Below are 16,866 nucleotides of genomic sequence, written 5' to 3'. Positions count from 1 at the left end.
TCACAATTTCACAGCCCAGCCGCCAGTATCAAAACCCGCGACATAATCATTGTTAATATCAAAACCAAATAGCCCGCCGGACGCTGAGTTAATATAATTATTAACCCGCACTGCCTCTGGTTTAATGTTCAGATAACCCTGACGAATAACCGATTTGATGACCTCTGGTATTGCACCTCCGGTTAGAAATACGTCCATCGACATGTCCTGGTTATCCATGAAAAATATTCGCGATTCCCCATCCGGTAATATCCGCTGGTAGATCCGTTCCAGCATTTCACCCGAACCATCCCAGTGATTGGCCGCGATTTTCACCCGCAGCAACGTACGGTACGTTTCATCGTCCAGCTCAGTAAATCCGCTCTCACTGTCGTACCGTCGCTGCCAACTACCGTGATCAAAGCCCAATTCTGCGGTATCGAGCGAAAAATACACGCCAACAATAGGTGTACGCACGTATCGCGATAACCCTATCCATTCCCCCGTTGCGTCAAGCTGCTCGCCTACTGCGTTGTCCAGTGAGTAGGCTGCATTGAGTTGTCGAGCTGTTTGGGTAATGTCTGAAAATATTCGGGTGACGAGATCGATATGGGCGACAAATTTAGGTGAATCACGGTGCTGAGGGGTAATGAGTTTTAGATAGTCGCTCATGTCACCACCAGTTTTATATTGTCCGGTTTACAGGTTGCTGCCTCGTTGAATCGAATTTTTAAATTGCCAGATATTGCCGATTTAAACGATCGCCCTATTTTGATTTCGGTAATGTCGTAGGTTTTCCCCTCCTCGTCACCTGGCAGGTTCACTGGTACAAAAATTTTGGTGAGATAAACACTGTCACCAATACGCAGCGAATTGATGTAGTCCGCTATCGCGGTTTTGATTTTGTTACCTACCGCAGTTGTATAGCCCTCAAACGGGATCAGGTGGATTTCAATAAACGTCTCTATATCTACCGGGCGAGAGAACCGTATAGGGCGTACAATGTCGTAGCAGTCGGTAATTTTGATGACGGTGTCGCCATAGGTTCCCCCGCCCGGTGTTTTTTTCAATGCAATGGCTCTGGCTATTTCCATAGCGTCACCCCCATCAACGATCACCGCGATGGAATGCGCCGATATGCCGTGCTCGTTGTTTTCACCGGTATCGTTTTCAAATCCCCGCAGACGAGAAACACCGTGTATCAAACTAATAGCACCCAGCATGCCATCGAGTACGGTTCTGGAGGGTAGAGCAACAGAGTTACGTTGGCGCACCCGGACATCGGCATCTGTTTCTACGGCTCGCCCCGGAGTCGCGACTGAGAGGTTTTTGACGCTCTGCCAGCCGCGTGTTGGTGTACCGATTTCAGCAATATCACCCACCGCAGCGGTAACCGCTCCGATTGTCTGGCACGTTGCCGTCACTGTTACGGTTCCGTGAGTGCCAATGGCGACAGTATCAGGCAAGTTCCATGAATAGCCCTGTACATCGCGCACAGTGCCGTTTTTGATCATAGTACCGACCTGACCAATGATCTCCACGTCACAGGTGGATTTCGTTGAACTGTGACGTGTCATACCGTTGATTGCTATGTTATTGGACAATGCCGCACCCATCGCCGTTGACGGGCTATAGGAGTTAAACGCAGCAATAACAGCGTTGTTCGCATCGTGGTATGCCTGCGCGTAAATAGCGATCATCTGCCCGTCTTTGCTGTCCGGCTCGAGGTAGGCGTCCTCGCCGTAAATCTGGCGAAAATAACCTTTGAGCCGGGCAAATATGGTCGGGTAATCAGGCGCGGTAATGCCGCTCGCGGTAATTTTGGCCGCAAGCCCTAATGATTCTAGATTGAGCATAATTTATCTTTCGCTGGTTACTGTGGCTCTGCCGTAGCGGGTGTTGATAGTGGCAGTGAGGGTAATTTTTCGGGTATCGGGATTACGACTGGCATCGAGTGAAACTATCTCAGTCACGCCCTCAGTGCCGAGAATGCGCTCACGAATGGCCATTGCACTAGCATAGTTTTTCTCTAATACCGCCTCGCGGTAGGGGGTGCCCTCCGCTATGTCTAGGAACCAGTCCCCGCGCCATAAATTGAGCCGTGTTTTAACTGCCTGTGCGACTGCGTCAGGCGAATTGATCCAGCAGGTGTTGTCACCCTGTCCGAAACTGTAATCGCCGTTACTATCCTCTCGTCGGTATCGCATTATTGAGGCCCTCCGGTTGTTCCGCCACCTGATTGAACACCACCATGTCGATGTTTCATCAAACTGATACCCCCCGCAGTTACATCATTTTTCACGGTAACAGGGCCATTCATCGTGGCCGCCCCACCATCCGCGCCCATCCCCTGTGACAGGTTACCGTTAATCGTCACGTTGCCGTTGAGCACAATCTCAGGTGAATTGATCTCGGTGCCGCTGTTAGCCGTTGCAGTTAATTTACCGGGGGTTTTAACCGTGATGTTATGGTTACCGGGTGACAGTTCAATGTACGCTGCGCCGTCATCTGTGCGCAGTTGTGCTGTGCTGGTGCTAATATTACCTATTTTTCGCGCCTGTGACTGAGGGCCAACAATGGCGAACCCGTCAGACAGATTGTGCTGACGCGGGTCTACGGGTTCCTGAATGCCGCCGTTCTGCCACCAGTAATCAATGCAACGGTCAGAAAAAATAACCAGGCACTCATCCCCCGATTTAACGGGGAACGTCAGAGTTACGCCGCCGCCGCGAGGAAAAATAACGGGCACGTCCACCAGCAACGGGAGCGCCACTGACTCCGTTTTGCCGTCACTGTCCGTGACTGACCAACGTATCGCGGGTTGTGCCGTCACGGTCACCGCATCGGCGTTAAATGACTGGATAATGCCAGGTATTGCCACATACAGGCCTGAACTAATCGCCTCCTGCATTAGCAGGAACGGTGTTTCAGGCTGGTTGATCCGTTCGGTATTAGTAATCATGCTTGCCTCACGTCTGCTTGTACTGCGGATTGGTTGAGTATTGTTTGGTCGGATTTCGCTACGCAAACCATTTCCATGTAGTACATGGTCTCGCGCGTATCCCCGAAATAACTGACGTTGATAACAACGTAGTCGCCGTCAGCATCAATCGGAGCGGGTTGTTCCGTGGAACCGTTAGTGCTATTGCCCTGCGCAATCCCACCCGTAGATAACCCCGCCATATTGATAGACTCATTATCCAGCCGGATTAATGTTCCGGGGCGAATCTTGGGATTGATGAGGCACTTAACGTTGATCCCGCCGCCAATCGTTTGTTCCGGCATTCCAATCAGCCCGGTTTGATAGGTCAGTACCACAGCCTCCGTGAGATAGGTACGTTTCGGGATAATGTGACATTGCCCGTCCTCGTAGCGCCATTCAGCATTGTTTTGTTTTGCCAGATTGCTGAGTTCATCGCGGTGCATACCAAAACATACTTTACCGCGAGGGGCAATATTCTGTTTAAATTCAGGACGCAAACCGGCGAGAACTCCGTATTGCTCAATATCCCGCATGAGTACCCGGTCTACATCCTCCTGTGTGTACCCCGCCGATATGGTGATACTGATTGTCGCATTATTGTACGCCCGGTCACCATCGCCTGCCTGTATCACGACATAGGTATCAGTGGGGCTGTCCCTCCCCGTGTAGGTGTATTGGATCTGACCGGAGAATATCTGTCCTGAGTTACCACGGTATCCCGCTGAGAATTTTACGATTTTGTACTCGTGCTTGCGTATCCTATTGCGTGTCTCATCGTTCAGGTTATAGATTTTGAAAATGCCCGTGGCAGGCCAAGCGAAACTAGGACGGGTAATGCTGAATTTGATTTTCAGCTCAGAGAGGTCGAGGCCGTTACCCTGTTCATCTGCCACAATCAGCTTGCATTCACGTAGCCATTGTTTTGACATAGCGTGACTCCGTATAAAAGAAAAAACCCGCCTTTTGAGCGGGTTGCGTTATCCGGCTTCCACCATTGGTGGATTCCGAAATTATCAATAACTTAGACTCACCCTTACCGTAAAAATACCTCGTGTATGGGGTAGTCGTGTTCAGCTATGCTGTTTCCATCGTGGATGAAACGCATCCGATTAAGCAGCTCCGCAACGATTTTCTCCACCGCTTTTAGATCCTTGCGGAGTCTCCAATACGCCTCGGCATCGACTAAAACTTTACCCTCGGGCAGAACACTATCGCTGGCGATAGTTTGCGTATCGTCATAAAATTGAGCATTTGTTGTTGCGTTACGTGTTTCGTTAACTGCTATAATCGTCATGTCTATGTTCCTCGAATTGGGTATTAGACTATTTCACAAGAAGCCCTGACGTCCTGCCAGACAGTCAGGGCTTCGCCGTTGTAGAGCGGTACTATTTAATATGAAATTGTAACGTATTGTAAAGAAAGTTAATTTTAAATTGCGATACGCTTCGAATATTAAACTATTTCTACACCAAATACAGGTAAAAACCTATTGTTAACGTCGGCAACCACTGTTAAATTGGTCAATTCTTTTTTATAGATCAAATACCGATCTCCTTATCCGGCGTACAAAAAAAAGCCCCGCAGATGCGGGGAACATAAGTATTGTCCGTCCCGGCTAAAGTTAAGGGGCGGTTTATCCCCGCGTACGCGGGGAACATCTCCAGTTGCCTCATTGATCGTACTCAGGATGCGGTTTATCCCCGCGTACGCGGGGAACATATTACTACTTAGCGTGAAAGCACTTCATTTATAGGGTAGTCGATACTGGCTATACTGCGTTCATCGTGAACAAATCTCATACGGTTTTTAAGCTCCGAAAGAACTTGTTCCGAATAGCTGATACCGGTTTATCCCCGCGTGCGCGGGGAACATGCCGCGTTAATAGACAAACCTTCTTCCCTCGCCGGTTTATCCCCGCGTGCGCGGGGAACATGTTACTTAGCGTAAAACTATTTCGTTAATGGGGTAATCAAAACCGGTAATGCACTTATCCTCATGGATGAATCGCATCCTATTAAGTAGCTCAGTGAGCATGTCACGGGTGACGTTAAGGTCTTTGCGGAGCCTCCAATAAGACTCTGCATTTACCAGCGTTTTATCATCCATGATTTTATATTTCGAAACTTTCCCGTTCGTGACCGTAACTAAGTACTGGCCGTCTCGGCTAAAGTTAAAGTTAATGGGTTTCGATGGCTGGTTATTGGTGTGTTCGATGTTATCCGTATCGAAAAATCGGTTCTGTGCATCGACAGCGGCTTCAACTGTGGGGTAGCAACCAACAGAAATTTGCTTGGAATTCACCCAAACCATCGCCCGGTACGGGTTGACCTTGCTGTTTTGCAGGTAAACCCCCTTAGGCAGACTTCTATTGAATGATACTGCCACGTTACATTCCGAGTGGTTAACCTCAATACTTTTTTTGCTACGTAACTGCTTATCAGTAAGTGCTTTCGTGACTTGCGTTTGAAACTCAGAGCTTATATAACCTGCATAGGCAACGGCTAAGAGTTCATGCGCAAAAGTTCCCTGAATTGCTCCGCCTCGTACCATGGTGATCGCCTTGGCCTACCGACAGATTTGGCGTTAGCTCTGCAATCAATTCTTGAGCTTGTTTACTGCGCACCCACTGATACGGTCTTTTAAAGTTGAGGTCAATACCGCTCGACCGCTGCAACATATTCAGGTTAATCCGCCCTAGTGCATCTGTGATAAGTATGATGTTGCTAACAGCAGGTTGAGGTGCTTGTGGTTTTGCCAGTTCATTCTCCAGCTCCTGCCAACGGTCAACTAAACGTGCAGTAAATTCAGGCGACAATTGAGCAACTACAACGATGCTATCGCGCTTGCCTTTTTCGCCTGAGAAAACATAAACATTACTGCGCGCATTCGGGCTATCTGATTGATTATTATTAACTTCCACCATTGGTGGAAGTTGGATAACACCACGTTTTGCTAACCTTTCGATAGTTCTTTTTACGCTATCATGGCGTGATTCAACTAAGTCAGAAATCTCACGGCTTGACATGGTGACAGCTTGTGTTGTAGGTGCTAAAATGTTCATAGCGTTATTTCCTGTTAAATTTAACGTTGTTCTTGAAGCCCCGATGGTTGCAGCCGTTGGGGTTTTGCTTTTATTGTTCACTTGTTTCATCAAATGACCTCTCCAAACGAATAATTATTTCCTGATATTCAGCCCTGCGATTTTTCAATGCTGCATCTTTTATCTTCCAGAATAACTCTTCGGGCAGACGTATATTTTTTTGCTTAACGGTTTCTTTTTGCATGTTTCCTCTCTTATGCTATCAAATGATATCATTTGCTACCATTTGCCAAGTCTAGCTATCAAATGCTAACATGTCAATAGTTTCATTTTAGGGCTACCAACATGACTAAAAAAGACGTTCAACTGAACATACGAATGACTAGAGATCTAAAGGACAGAATAGAGGCATCAGCTAAAGCAAATAACAGAACAGCGAATGCAGAGGCTATTACTCTTATAGAGTTCGCTTTAGCGGCACAAGACCACAGCATGCCCAATCTAGTTAATGAGCATCAAAAATTAGAAAACATAGACGAAAACACATCTACCCCTAAAGAATCTCAGAATGTTAAAAATGCGATGAAACTAAACGAGGAGCTTAGAACTGAGATCATGGGGTATCTGGAAGATTTAACCGCTAGACTTGAGAAATTAGGTGTTGACATGGATGAATTAACCCCCCTCCCCGATAGAAAAAAAGCCCCGTGATGGGGCGTATTACCTTTTAGACTAATACGTATCTCGGTATCTACTTAGTATTTGACACTCAGTACCTCGAAGACCAAATACACTTCCCATACCTATGTTACAACTATCTTGTAATGACCTAACTGCCAATCTTGCGTAGTTATACCCATTTTCCGTTACATTATCTTTCATAGCTCTGAGCATACTTACCCCTTCCTGTTTTGAGGTAAGAGCATTAGAGAATGTATCAGAGAAAGATTCCCCAGATACTGCATCTTTTATGGCTTTTCTGAGGTATATATTTTCAGATAGTTCCGGATTATCATCAAAGAAATCATCTATGGTCTGCCGTACAGATTTGCTTCGCTCAGGTGCTTTACGTTCGGGCTGTGCTTGTTGCTCTGCTTGTACATTTTGTTTTGGTCTAATAGCTGCGATCTGTCTATATAATTCGGTAGACCGTTTATACCAACCAAGCAAACATTCTTCTGTTTCACAATTCTTCTCGCGCAGTTTCCAGTTTTGCTTAACTAACTTTTTAAAGTCATTACTATTACCCGTAACAACTTTAGCTTGAAGATAATCAACATAAAGCGTATCGTCAGCCTGAGATAGAGCTGGTGTGGAACATATTAGTTTTTCGGCCTTACTCGTTGCTTTGGTGCAATCGAAACTAGTAGAGGTTGCAGTAGTAGCTACCAGAGATAGTGCGACGGCTATTTTCTTTAACATCATAACTCCGTTGGTAATAAGCTATAGGTCTTTACGGCAATGCTTACAGAATATGGCTTTCTTTTTGATTAATTCATCGCAGTATGGGCAGTTTGTTAAATCCTCATCGATCTTAGCCATAACCGGAGCTACTCCCTTATTTTCATTCATTGCCCACGCCAAACATCCTAGCCATCCAATAACTGTCCATCCCACGATGAGATTTATAAAAGCAATGATATAGATCTTACTATGTATCTTTCTAGAGGCTACATAGGTCGGAAAGAAATAGACAAAGAGTGCAGCAATTGCCAGAAGTAAGCCTATAAAGCCTTCCATTAATACCTCCTCAAGTTAATTTCCACTTGTTATGAAGAAAACCAACTGATTAGTAACCAGTTTTTTTTATTTTTATATAGATATAAATGTTAAATCCGACACACGCTAAGGATGCGACTAGGGCAAGGGTAAAATATACTCACTTAGCATAGGAGCCTCCGGTGCCATAAGCATCAAATTTTGATAAAGTATAGCCTGTTACTGCTACCTAACTCTTCCCCGTTTGTCTCATTTTTTGGATTATGATTCATAAAAATCAAATTACCGTTAAAACCTAGATACCTATACCGCTCCAAAATATCTACGCCAAAAACTAATGGTATACCCATCACTATCGGCTCGCCATTCGGGCGCATAATATCTAGTATCCAGCCCGCAATTCCCCTGTACTGTATTCTCATGCGATATTCTATGCCGCCTAGCTGAATATCAAATAATTGGTTTCCATTTAATACAGGGATCTCAACTATGTTCATGACAACAAGTCCTTAATCCCGTTTATCGCTTGGTTTAGCAACGTGTCGTTGTTTTTGGGCACTACTGGCGTCACCGTCCCCCTATCCACAACAGGTCCGTTACTAAGCGGGTCTTTCATTCGCTCAGGTGGCGGGACTTTCACACCCTCGACCGTTGCGATATCGACAATAATCACCTCACGCAAGGTCAACGTGACCATAAGCACGTTCTCAGAGGTCTTGTCGGTCTTAACCTCGATTGCCCTGATCAGCATATTTCTGTACCGACGTTTGCCCGTGATGACGTCGAATGGCTCCTTAGAAGCTCTGAGTTCGAGCAATTGTTGGTATATCTCTTTAGGGCTTTTGCCCAAGACTTCTTCGGTGTCAAAGTCAAACACCTTCGTTGGCATATCAAAGCCGTCAATCAATGAACCACCACCACCAGCAAAGCCAATTTCCATTGTCACTTCTGACGGCTTATCGTAAGCATGATCGCTGATAGCTGCACCATGCTGTACCGGATGCTCAGTAATCTCTGAGGTGTCGTAGTGTTTTTCCGATATCACTACACTCGGCACTATCAGCCCTATTTTTCGCGTATTCTGAAAGAGTAACGTTGATAAAATGTCCATTAACTCACCTTAGTTTGTAGATTACGTACCAATATCGCCGTGTTGCGCTGCACTGTTTCGCCAGTAAGTGCGGCTGCTTCGTGCGGGGATTCAACGCCCGTGACATTAATGTTATATACCGGTGCAACTGTGGTCTGCCTATGGGTGGTATTAGAGGATGCCAACCTTGTTAGCTCAGGGGGATTACTCCTATAGCTCATCATGTTATTGGCATTCGCCATTGTATTATCGAACTTTTTCGGGTCAACAGGACCTATAATACTGCTGATATTCGCCATTGAGTTCTCAAGTGCCCGTAGTCCAAAGTTCAGGTTTTTAGCCAGCGCTGGTGTCGGGTCGCCCTGTCCCTGGATTGCAGCCATGACAAGAGGCTTGGGATACGGAAGCGGTTTTTCTATTTCTACCCGACTCATGGCGTTCATCAACGCGAACATAACATCGTCGTTATTTAAATCTAGGCGATCATGCCTGCCTACACCCAGCAGTTGCGCCACTCTATCAATATAATCCTCTGTGTGGTTCTTATCTTTTCCACCCGGGGGTGCCCATTTTCGTACAATTAAATCGACGGATTGGCGTTTAACGTCATCTGTCAGTCCATTGAAATAACGGCGTAATTGCCAAGCGGTGCGCTCTAAACCTACGTAAGGCGTGCTGAATTTAGCAAAGCGTTTTTGAGGGTGATCTTCTTTCACTGCGCCCCGTTGTTTAGCAAATTCTATATTCAGCGGGTTATTGTTGCGTTCACCTCGTGTTAGTGCTTCCTGTGCTTTTCCACCGTTTTTATTTGGAGCAAATTTTTCGTCAAGAATTTTGTTGGCTTCCTCTAGCGTCAGTTCTTTACGCTGAACTTTACGCTGAAGCTGATCAAGGTATGGATCGCCTGTTGGTATATCTATTGTGGTTTCTGTGAAATGATAGCCCTGGTGTTGACTACCCCATGTATTTTCTACGCCCAAAGCCTGCCCCGCGTTACCTATAAGGTGTTTTACATCTTTAACGTTAGAGTTCCATGAAGATTCCGCGCTGGCTTTTATGTTGTCCCAATCAGAATATAAATATTCTGCATACGCCAGCCATCCCGCAGCTCGTAATATTTTAACTAAGTTACCTTTACCTAACTGCGTGGATAACTTAGTTAATGACCCTAGTACGCTGGTTAACCACTTGCCACCAAGAAACAAGGCAAATCCCCAGAAAATATTTTCCCAACCGCCGACAGCATCTTTAATCCCTAATAGCGTTTCTTTAAAGGACTCGAGCTTTTTCCCCAGTGCCTTTAGCGTACCTTCCCACTTACTCCAGTCAATAAAACTATTTTTATCTTCTTTCCACCCTTGGTAATCGTCATAGAGCAGGAACATTGCTGCTAGCAAGGCGATGATAATACCGATAGGTGAGGTCAGGAAGCCCTTGTTAAGCGCCCACCATGCCGCCGCGACTAAACCGAATGTTTTAATGAGCGTTTTGCTTTCATCATCCAGCCTACCCCACCAGCCAATCAGATCTTGAATGCCTTTGGCGCCGCGAAAAACCAACTGGCCTAGAATATCCGCCATAGCCATGATGGCATCGACTACCGACATAATGACTTTTTCAATAGTCGGCCAATTATCTAGGATCAGCTTGGTGAATTTCTCTAAACTCGGTGTTAATATCCGTGCCAGTTCACCACCGACCTTTTCTTTCGCGGACTTTATAACCAATCCGAATCGTGAGAACTCGGTCATGAAAGTATTGGCGTGCTTGGCTGCTACTTCGGGGTCATAGTCCAGCGCTTTTATGATCTTCTGATAATCAGCGGCATATTCGCCCACACCCCGACGCATCGCCATGAGGGTATTTTCATCAATACCTAGGATACTGGCATATTGATTTGCCCGGTACGTTGGTAGCGCTGACAACCGTTCACCTATCAACGCCACCAATGAGGCGGTATCGCGCAGGTTCCCGTTGGCATCACGGGTCTGGATACCCATGTTACGCAAGAATCCCTCGCCACCGGGGTTATTGCGTAAAAACTTGGCGACGCCCTCCAGCGACGCGTTCAGCCCCTCGACCGTGCCGCCTGCCTGACTGACCGCGTAGCCCAGCGATTTGATCTGTTCTGCGGCTCCGCCTGTGCGTTGTGCCTGCCAGTACAATTTATCCAGACCATTAGCCACAATCGCCGTAAAACCAACCACAGAGGCCGCCGCGCTCTCCACGGCGGCACCGAGTTTCAGGACATTACCGGTGACACCTGCCAGTATCGCACTGAATTTTTTCTCACCCGCGCCATCGACCTCAAAACCCAGAGAAATCAGAAAATCGCGGATTGTTTCTGCATTAGTGTTGCTCATCATGCCACCGTTTTATTAGTGCCTCGTTTTCGGCGTCTACGTCCAATGCGTCATTCATCAGAGCGATATCGGCCAGATCGATATCGCCATTTTTTAATGACTCATAGCTACACATACCGTGGCGCACAGGACGCATCAGCATGCCGCGTCCATCAGGCAGGGTTTCTAGGTCTAGGTTTGGCTGACCAGGGATTACGCGTCGCTCTCTGGCAGGTCGGGAAAAAAATTACTGAGCGACGATTTAATGACATGCCCGACAATTTTCAATAAATCCAATCCGTTGATATCGTCAAACATCAATTGCTGACCGCTGTAAATACCGCTCCAGGCACCCCCTGATTCACGACTGACCACAGACAGGCATATGTCATTAATTTCGTATCGCGCCTCTTTACCCATTGAGCGAATAGCCTCTGCCAATGGTGTGATAAAATCGGCCATATCGCCCAGTGTTGGTGTGATACCGACGGTAGGTTTGAGCGTGTCAAAAATCGGTTTTAACGCCGGTATGGCGGGTATCAATGCGACTGCTAGATCCTGTTGTTGGAACGCATTCAGTTTACCTGCACGGTATTTTTTGCCGTTAATTTCGAATTCCATACTATTATTAACCCTCGTTAAAATGTGCCGAGTATCATGTCGATTTTGCCGCAATCAAAAACCCAGCTGACTGTGTTGCCGATTTTGGCGTTGGAAATATCCGGTATTTTCTGGAACGCGACAGAACGCCCCGTGTGTATATCGCCTGAGTGTTTGTTACGCACGAGAATGACGTTATTCCCCCACGTCGCTGACGAAAATTGTTGGGCGTTGTACATCAACATGAGTTTGGCATTGGCAGGTGAGGTTTTCAGCAATGTCACTGTGATGGTGCCTGATTTGGTCGCCGCCAGTGAGTGCATGACCTCGCCGTCAGCCCCTACGGTCATGGTGTTTTTGGCCTCTGACATGGCGATAACGATCCCCTCCTCCGAGGTCGCCGCCCCGTTAGCCAAATCGACCATTCCCCCAATGCCCGTTATCGTGGCGGATACATCCAGAAATGAGTATGTAGCCATGTGATTACCTGTTTACGTTAATGATGACATCAGCGAAATGGATCGCACCTGCCAATTTGATAGCACACTGAATAACCGGGGCTATCCGTTTCTCGCGCACAGCCTGAACCTGTTCTGATATTGGTTGAGCATAGGTATAGTACCCCTTAGTCAGCATTTCGCCCCGGTTCAGTGCCCCGAATGAATCTCCGCCCCAGAGACCGGGGGCTATCAACCCATTGGTGACGCCCTGAGCCAGTGATTGCTCCACGTTGGCCAACAATTGGGTCACCCCCTCGTCGGTCTGTGGAATTTTAGTCGTGCTGGTATACATCAGATTATAGAGGTTGGTCTGGACATAGTTTTGTAGCCAATCCAGCCCGTGGCGTTCGTCAATGAACGTCCCGTTCGCCATCACACCCTCTTGGACGATGGCGGTGTCGTTGTTGTAATGGACAAAAACATTGCCGTTTTTCGATTTGAGTGAATTCGCCTGTGTAGCGGTCAATAACTCAGCACTGATAGCAGGTTCCTGTTTGAATTTCAGGGTGATAGTGGTGCGGTTACCCTGAAAATCCACCGTGAACATACGACCAAATAACGATGCCACAGCGTAGGGTTGTGCTGAGTATTGCCACAGCGTGCGGCTCAGAAATGTGCCTGTGAGCTGCGAACCGATATCAGTGTCTACATCAGGATCGAGGACATCGGTTTTGGTGACCGTATGCCCGTAAATACGGGAAACAGACGCCGATTCAATGTAACGAGCCACACTCAGCACATCACTGTCAGACAGGGAATTATCCGCAACTACCAGCCCGTACCATGCGCTCGATGCATCACCCAATGCCGCGACTGCCTCCGCGATAGTCTCCGGTTGGGAGGGATCAATAACGGTAGCGCCGGATATATCATCCAGTTTCAGAATATCGCCGATATAGCTACCACTGTCTGCGCGGGCGACATAGCCTAGTTTCCCCGTGGTTTGCAGAGTCACGGCGAAACGGGATGATGTGCTGTCCCAGTGAACTGAGGCATTTTTCAATTTTTCAGACACCCGCTCCGCGACGCCATTTAAATTGGTCTCGTTGCTAAAATCGATGCCAATAATGGCCGTTGATTTACCGTCAACAGTGAGTTTGAATGAGCCATCGGTAATCGAGGTAAATCGACTCATAGCCTGTTCTGATTTGGTCAATACGGCCCCCCGCACAGCCGCAGATACCGCTGTTTTTGCCCAGCGTCCGATATACAAATCAACGGGTTGGGGTGATTGCGAATAGTACAGCGCTGCGGCCTGATATTCAGGGGTATCCATGCCAAAATCGGCACCAACACCCTCAATATCCGTGTAATAACGCAGCCGTTCGTGCGTGTTGATTACGTTGCTGGCACCCACAACCAGCAACGAGCCAAAATTTCTGGCTGAAGCTGCGCGGGGGGCCATGTTAATCTTGACATTAACAATGCTTGAAATTGGTAAACCCTGCATGGGCTAATCTCCAAAGAATTTAACTGGTGCGTCGAGTAGCGATTTAACGCCGTATCGACGAACCGATTTACGCCGCAATGTGACGGTAATGTCATGGCGGCGTACCCATTGGTTATTAATGAGTTCAGGGAACGATGTGATGCGGGAATGTTTAACTACCGATAGCCCTAATTGGTTGAGTTCAGCGTTGTTCTGGCTCAGCGTAATACCGTCGCGGAAACGCGAGGCATACCCCTGACTGCGAGGGCCATAAAACGAGGCTGCGCATTCGAATTCCTCATGGCGCCAGAGTTCCCCGTGCTCATCGGTTTGGCCGGCGCAGGCCGGATTATCGTCCGCAGGCAGCTCAACAATACCGAACCCGCACCAGTCAGTACTGGCAGGCGGCTGTGCAACCGGAACAGGCGTCCATCGGGGGCGAACCATCTGAGCCGGTAGTTCTGTTACACCTCGCAACCATTGACTAAGTAAACGCTCCAACGCCTCATCATAGACGTGTTCATTATCCGGCGTTAGCCACCCTGCCTGTTCTGAGGTGTTCATGGCGAACCTCCATCAAATGGCAACAACTCACAGTGCGCCTGAACAAATCCCGACCCATACGTGGTGTAGGGGTCAACGGATTTGACGAGGTATTCACGGTTTTGGTAGGTGACGATATCACCCGCGTGACCTGTTTCACCCGCAATCAAACGTTCAGTGGTTATCACTAAAATATTGCCCGTGACGGTTTGCCCTGACATACGAATTTGCGCCTCTACCGACCGATCAACCGTCACTACCCCAGCGAATTGACTGACGGTATCGGTCGATTTTGGAAACCCATCTGCATCTACCCCAACCTGTCTGCGTCGATATATCAATGATGTGTCGCAAAAATCAGGGTCGAATAGCACATCCGTGACATCCAATAGTGGCATGGTTATTTCTCCGATTTATTCCGAACCACATAGGTGATTGAACGACGGTACGAACCTGTGTCTATCAGTGGTCGGGCGTTAGAATTATCGGGTGTATTCCCTGCCCGTCGATTCTCCATCTCAGCTTTCGCCCCTTTGCGCCCTCGTCTGGCGCGGGCGGCAACGGTTGGGTCTGCCAGTGGTTCAAAATCATGCGTCGTCATGTAACGTTGCACGCCCTGAACTGCCAGCATCCCCGCTTTATTCAACGCTTTTTCCGCCTTGTCCTGTTTACCGTCCAGTACCGCTTCCGCCGCGATTTTCAGTTGTTCTGTGGTTTTATCTTCCACTGAATGAACCCCGGGGCGGAGATGCGGACGGGGCGGAATATTCTGAGCAGGGGAACCGAATTCGTTGATATAGCCAATCCCAGCATTGCCGAACGGCACATCATCACGACTACTGTTTTCAGCGGGAACGCCCACCAGTACGTCACGATTGCCGATGGTTTTTAGCGCGTCTAAAATGGCGTTAGCCCTGTCAACTCTGATTTTCAGCCCGCTTTTCATAACTGGATACCTCCTGCGCCAAACGACATCAACAGTTCGTAGAACTCAGAACCATAGCGGGTGTTGTTCCAGAATCCGGCGTTAGGGTTCAGGGTCGCGCCAGTGTCATAACTGACGCTGACTTTATCCACCGATTTAGAGGATACTACGCCACTATTAGCGCCACCTGTTCCGCCCGCTGCTACCGACCGACTATCCGCCGCCCACAGTGTCATGTAATGGGCTACCATCAATTCCACCACATAGCCGAACATATCCCCGAACCTGTTTTCGTCTAGCTGTTTATCAGCCAGATTCAACCGGAACTGGATTCGAGTATCGGGGAATTTGACGGTGTCAGAGAACTGAGGAAAATCGAGGCGGAACTGAGCTACGGTGGGCAGAACCCTATTTTTTGTTGCCCCCATTTTTACCCCCGCTATTGGTGGTCTGAGGTTCCGGATCGCCGTGTAGAATCAGCCTGGCTATCTGGTTATCACGTTCCTCCAGTTGCTGTTTTAACTCAGCAATTTGGGTATCTCGCTCTGCCAATTGTTGGGTCAAATCAGTAGTTGATGCCCGGAGTTCAGCAATGAGCAACTCATGACCAACCTGTTCCGTGTTCTCTACTGCATCGATAACTTCGGCGTGTGCTTGCACGAACCAGTGTTGGGCTACTGATTCACTGACGTTATGTGTTCCGCCAGTGAATGTTTCAGACTCACCGTTATCATGGGTAAACCGAAATGGCGTATGTACCCTGATTTTCATCATTAAATACCATCCATATAGTTCAGAGTTTCACGGTAGACCAGCTCAACCGCACCCAATTTTCCGTAATAGGTCACCATCTGGTACAGTCCGCGATACTGGATCGGAATGCTCTGTAATGGCACCATTGGGAAGCGAATGAACTTTTTGTCGTTGGTGTAGGCAATCGCTCTATCTTTACCCGCAACGCCAGCATTTTTAGCCCATTTCACCGCACGGATATTCAACGGTGTACCGTTTTGATGGTAGGCAATGGTGTTAGTTTGCAGATACGTTAGCAATGATTGGTTACCCGCCGTGGAAACAATAATCGACGAGAGCAACGCGTACTGTTCAGGTGGAATCAACAAATCGGTTGGCACCATGGTATACGCGGAGTGTGCCCACGCATCGCTCAACAAATGGTTGATACTCTCGCGAATTTCGTCCGGTGTGGACTGCGCCCACGGTTTACGTGCATTGCTGAGATTGGCGCGTTTCTGGTTCAACAACCCCTGTAACCCCAGACTCTCATCACCCATATAAACCTGCTCGTCGGTATCCATGTTCCATTTCAATGTCATGCCGTCGTGTTTCTGGGAATCGATGGGGCGTCCAACCTGTTGTGCTGCGTTCAGTTCGATAATCGTCCAGCCTAATTCCATTCCCCACAGGGTCAATGGGTGTCCGTCGCGTTCAATATTAACGCTGATCCCGGCTAGCGCTGTTGAGTTTCCAGCTACCCAGTTTTTACCATACGGGTTGATTGAACCTGCGGCGGCAAACTGCGTGTTTGTCCACGTCGCCATTTCATCAGCAATAGTCACGTCCTCGCGAAACCGAATATCGCGGCTGTACGTGTATTGCGTCAGAGGCAGATTGAGAGTCTGATCGAGTCGTTCCAGCTCACCTATCAGGAAAGTACCGCTGCCATCAATAGTTTTTTGGTCAAATGTAAGCATAATT

At 47.9% G+C, this 16,866-nt stretch carries 25 protein-coding genes; 1 reads left to right on the top strand and 24 read right to left on the bottom strand.

Going from position 1 to position 16,866, the window contains the following annotated elements:
• From PXH59_RS05160 to PXH59_RS05120, 9 genes are all read right to left on the bottom strand, one after another.
• Nucleotides 1-651: a DUF2612 domain-containing protein gene (locus tag PXH59_RS05160; RefSeq protein WP_285810649.1), complete on the bottom strand. Its 651-nt coding sequence runs from the start codon at nt 649-651 to the stop codon at nt 1-3.
• A complete protein-coding gene (locus PXH59_RS05155) occupies nt 648-1,679 on the bottom strand; it encodes a baseplate J/gp47 family protein (RefSeq protein ID WP_352232120.1) in 1,032 nt (343 codons plus the stop codon). Before PXH59_RS05155 ends, PXH59_RS05160 begins: the two co-directional genes overlap by 4 nt.
• Nucleotides 1,680-1,838: 159 nt before the next feature.
• Entirely contained in the window at nt 1,839-2,186 is a 348-nt protein-coding gene (locus PXH59_RS05150; protein ID WP_285810646.1) for a contractile injection system sheath initiator, read from the bottom strand.
• The gene (locus PXH59_RS05145) at nt 2,186-2,941 is read right to left on the bottom strand and encodes a phage baseplate assembly protein V (protein WP_285810644.1); all 756 of its coding nucleotides are present in this window, start codon (nt 2,939-2,941) and stop codon (nt 2,186-2,188) included. Before PXH59_RS05145 ends, PXH59_RS05150 begins: the two co-directional genes overlap by 1 nt.
• Nucleotides 2,938-3,891 carry a phage protein gene (locus tag PXH59_RS05140; RefSeq protein ID WP_285810643.1) on the bottom strand — a complete coding sequence of 318 codons (954 nt, stop codon included), beginning with the start codon at nt 3,889-3,891 and terminating at the stop codon, nt 2,938-2,940. The genes PXH59_RS05145 and PXH59_RS05140 overlap by 4 nt, the downstream gene beginning before the upstream one ends.
• A gap of 104 nt (nt 3,892-3,995) precedes the next feature.
• Nucleotides 3,996-4,256, bottom strand: coding sequence for a hypothetical protein (locus tag PXH59_RS05135; RefSeq protein WP_285810642.1), 261 nt, complete (start codon nt 4,254-4,256; stop codon nt 3,996-3,998).
• 644 nt (nt 4,257-4,900) lie between these two features.
• Nucleotides 4,901-5,512, bottom strand: coding sequence for a KilA-N domain-containing protein (locus PXH59_RS05130; RefSeq protein ID WP_285810641.1), 612 nt, complete (start codon nt 5,510-5,512; stop codon nt 4,901-4,903).
• A complete protein-coding gene (locus PXH59_RS20190; protein ID WP_434223344.1) occupies nt 5,472-6,023 on the bottom strand; it encodes a Rha family transcriptional regulator in 552 nt (183 codons plus the stop codon). The genes PXH59_RS05130 and PXH59_RS20190 overlap by 41 nt, the downstream gene beginning before the upstream one ends.
• A gap of 70 nt (nt 6,024-6,093) precedes the next feature.
• Complete coding sequence (locus PXH59_RS05120) at nt 6,094-6,246, bottom strand: Arc family DNA-binding protein (protein ID WP_285810640.1); 153 nt, start codon at nt 6,244-6,246, stop codon at nt 6,094-6,096.
• 101 nt (nt 6,247-6,347) lie between these two features.
• Between PXH59_RS05120 and PXH59_RS05115 the strand changes: the two genes are divergently transcribed.
• Nucleotides 6,348-6,713: an Arc family DNA-binding protein gene (locus PXH59_RS05115; RefSeq protein WP_047771333.1), complete on the top strand. Its 366-nt coding sequence runs from the start codon at nt 6,348-6,350 to the stop codon at nt 6,711-6,713.
• Between the two features lie 21 nt (nt 6,714-6,734).
• Here the strand turns inward: PXH59_RS05115 and PXH59_RS05110 are convergent, their stop codons facing one another.
• The 15 genes from PXH59_RS05110 to PXH59_RS05040 form a co-directional block, all read right to left on the bottom strand.
• The gene (locus PXH59_RS05110; protein WP_053014325.1) at nt 6,735-7,424 is read right to left on the bottom strand and encodes a lysozyme inhibitor LprI family protein; all 690 of its coding nucleotides are present in this window, start codon (nt 7,422-7,424) and stop codon (nt 6,735-6,737) included.
• A gap of 21 nt (nt 7,425-7,445) precedes the next feature.
• Nucleotides 7,446-7,742, bottom strand: coding sequence for a superinfection immunity protein (locus tag PXH59_RS05105; RefSeq protein WP_053014324.1), 297 nt, complete (start codon nt 7,740-7,742; stop codon nt 7,446-7,448).
• A gap of 173 nt (nt 7,743-7,915) precedes the next feature.
• Entirely contained in the window at nt 7,916-8,218 is a 303-nt protein-coding gene (locus tag PXH59_RS05100; RefSeq protein ID WP_285810636.1) for a phage baseplate plug family protein, read from the bottom strand.
• Entirely contained in the window at nt 8,215-8,832 is a 618-nt protein-coding gene (locus PXH59_RS05095) for a phage baseplate protein (protein ID WP_285810634.1), read from the bottom strand. Before PXH59_RS05095 ends, PXH59_RS05100 begins: the two co-directional genes overlap by 4 nt.
• Nucleotides 8,832-11,174: a lytic transglycosylase catalytic gene (locus PXH59_RS05090; RefSeq protein ID WP_285810632.1), complete on the bottom strand. Its 2,343-nt coding sequence runs from the start codon at nt 11,172-11,174 to the stop codon at nt 8,832-8,834. Before PXH59_RS05090 ends, PXH59_RS05095 begins: the two co-directional genes overlap by 1 nt.
• Entirely contained in the window at nt 11,161-11,316 is a 156-nt protein-coding gene (locus tag PXH59_RS05085) for a DUF6889 family protein (RefSeq protein WP_434223343.1), read from the bottom strand. Before PXH59_RS05085 ends, PXH59_RS05090 begins: the two co-directional genes overlap by 14 nt.
• 50 nt (nt 11,317-11,366) lie before the next feature.
• Complete coding sequence (locus PXH59_RS05080) at nt 11,367-11,774, bottom strand: phage tail assembly chaperone (RefSeq protein WP_047771329.1); 408 nt, start codon at nt 11,772-11,774, stop codon at nt 11,367-11,369.
• A 17-nt stretch (nt 11,775-11,791) separates the two neighbouring features.
• Nucleotides 11,792-12,232 carry a DUF3277 family protein gene (locus tag PXH59_RS05075; protein ID WP_285810630.1) on the bottom strand — a complete coding sequence of 147 codons (441 nt, stop codon included), beginning with the start codon at nt 12,230-12,232 and terminating at the stop codon, nt 11,792-11,794.
• A gap of 4 nt (nt 12,233-12,236) precedes the next feature.
• Nucleotides 12,237-13,703 (bottom strand): DUF3383 domain-containing protein, encoded by a 1,467-nt coding sequence (locus PXH59_RS05070; RefSeq protein WP_285810628.1) that lies wholly within the window; start codon nt 13,701-13,703, stop codon nt 12,237-12,239.
• A gap of 3 nt (nt 13,704-13,706) precedes the next feature.
• Complete coding sequence (locus tag PXH59_RS05065; protein WP_285810627.1) at nt 13,707-14,246, bottom strand: phage neck terminator protein; 540 nt, start codon at nt 14,244-14,246, stop codon at nt 13,707-13,709.
• Nucleotides 14,243-14,623, bottom strand: a complete 381-nt coding sequence (locus PXH59_RS05060; protein ID WP_285810626.1) for a head-tail adaptor — start codon at nt 14,621-14,623, stop codon at nt 14,243-14,245. The genes PXH59_RS05065 and PXH59_RS05060 overlap by 4 nt, the downstream gene beginning before the upstream one ends.
• 2 nt (nt 14,624-14,625) lie before the next feature.
• Nucleotides 14,626-15,171, bottom strand: coding sequence for a hypothetical protein (locus PXH59_RS05055; protein ID WP_047771321.1), 546 nt, complete (start codon nt 15,169-15,171; stop codon nt 14,626-14,628).
• Nucleotides 15,168-15,578: a DUF4054 domain-containing protein gene (locus PXH59_RS05050; RefSeq protein WP_047771319.1), complete on the bottom strand. Its 411-nt coding sequence runs from the start codon at nt 15,576-15,578 to the stop codon at nt 15,168-15,170. The genes PXH59_RS05055 and PXH59_RS05050 overlap by 4 nt, the downstream gene beginning before the upstream one ends.
• Entirely contained in the window at nt 15,559-15,924 is a 366-nt protein-coding gene (locus tag PXH59_RS05045) for an STY1053 family phage-associated protein (RefSeq protein WP_285810624.1), read from the bottom strand. The genes PXH59_RS05050 and PXH59_RS05045 overlap by 20 nt, the downstream gene beginning before the upstream one ends.
• Nucleotides 15,924-16,862 (bottom strand): DUF2184 domain-containing protein, encoded by a 939-nt coding sequence (locus tag PXH59_RS05040; RefSeq protein ID WP_285810622.1) that lies wholly within the window; start codon nt 16,860-16,862, stop codon nt 15,924-15,926. The genes PXH59_RS05045 and PXH59_RS05040 overlap by 1 nt, the downstream gene beginning before the upstream one ends.
• Between the last annotated feature and the right edge of the window lie 4 nt (nt 16,863-16,866).

The organism is Xenorhabdus bakwenae (assembly GCF_030272115.1).
GTDB lineage: Bacteria > Pseudomonadota > Gammaproteobacteria > Enterobacterales > Enterobacteriaceae > Xenorhabdus > Xenorhabdus bakwenae.
Note: the sequence above shows the minus strand (reverse complement) of the source record. Positions and strands in the feature narration are given on the sequence as shown.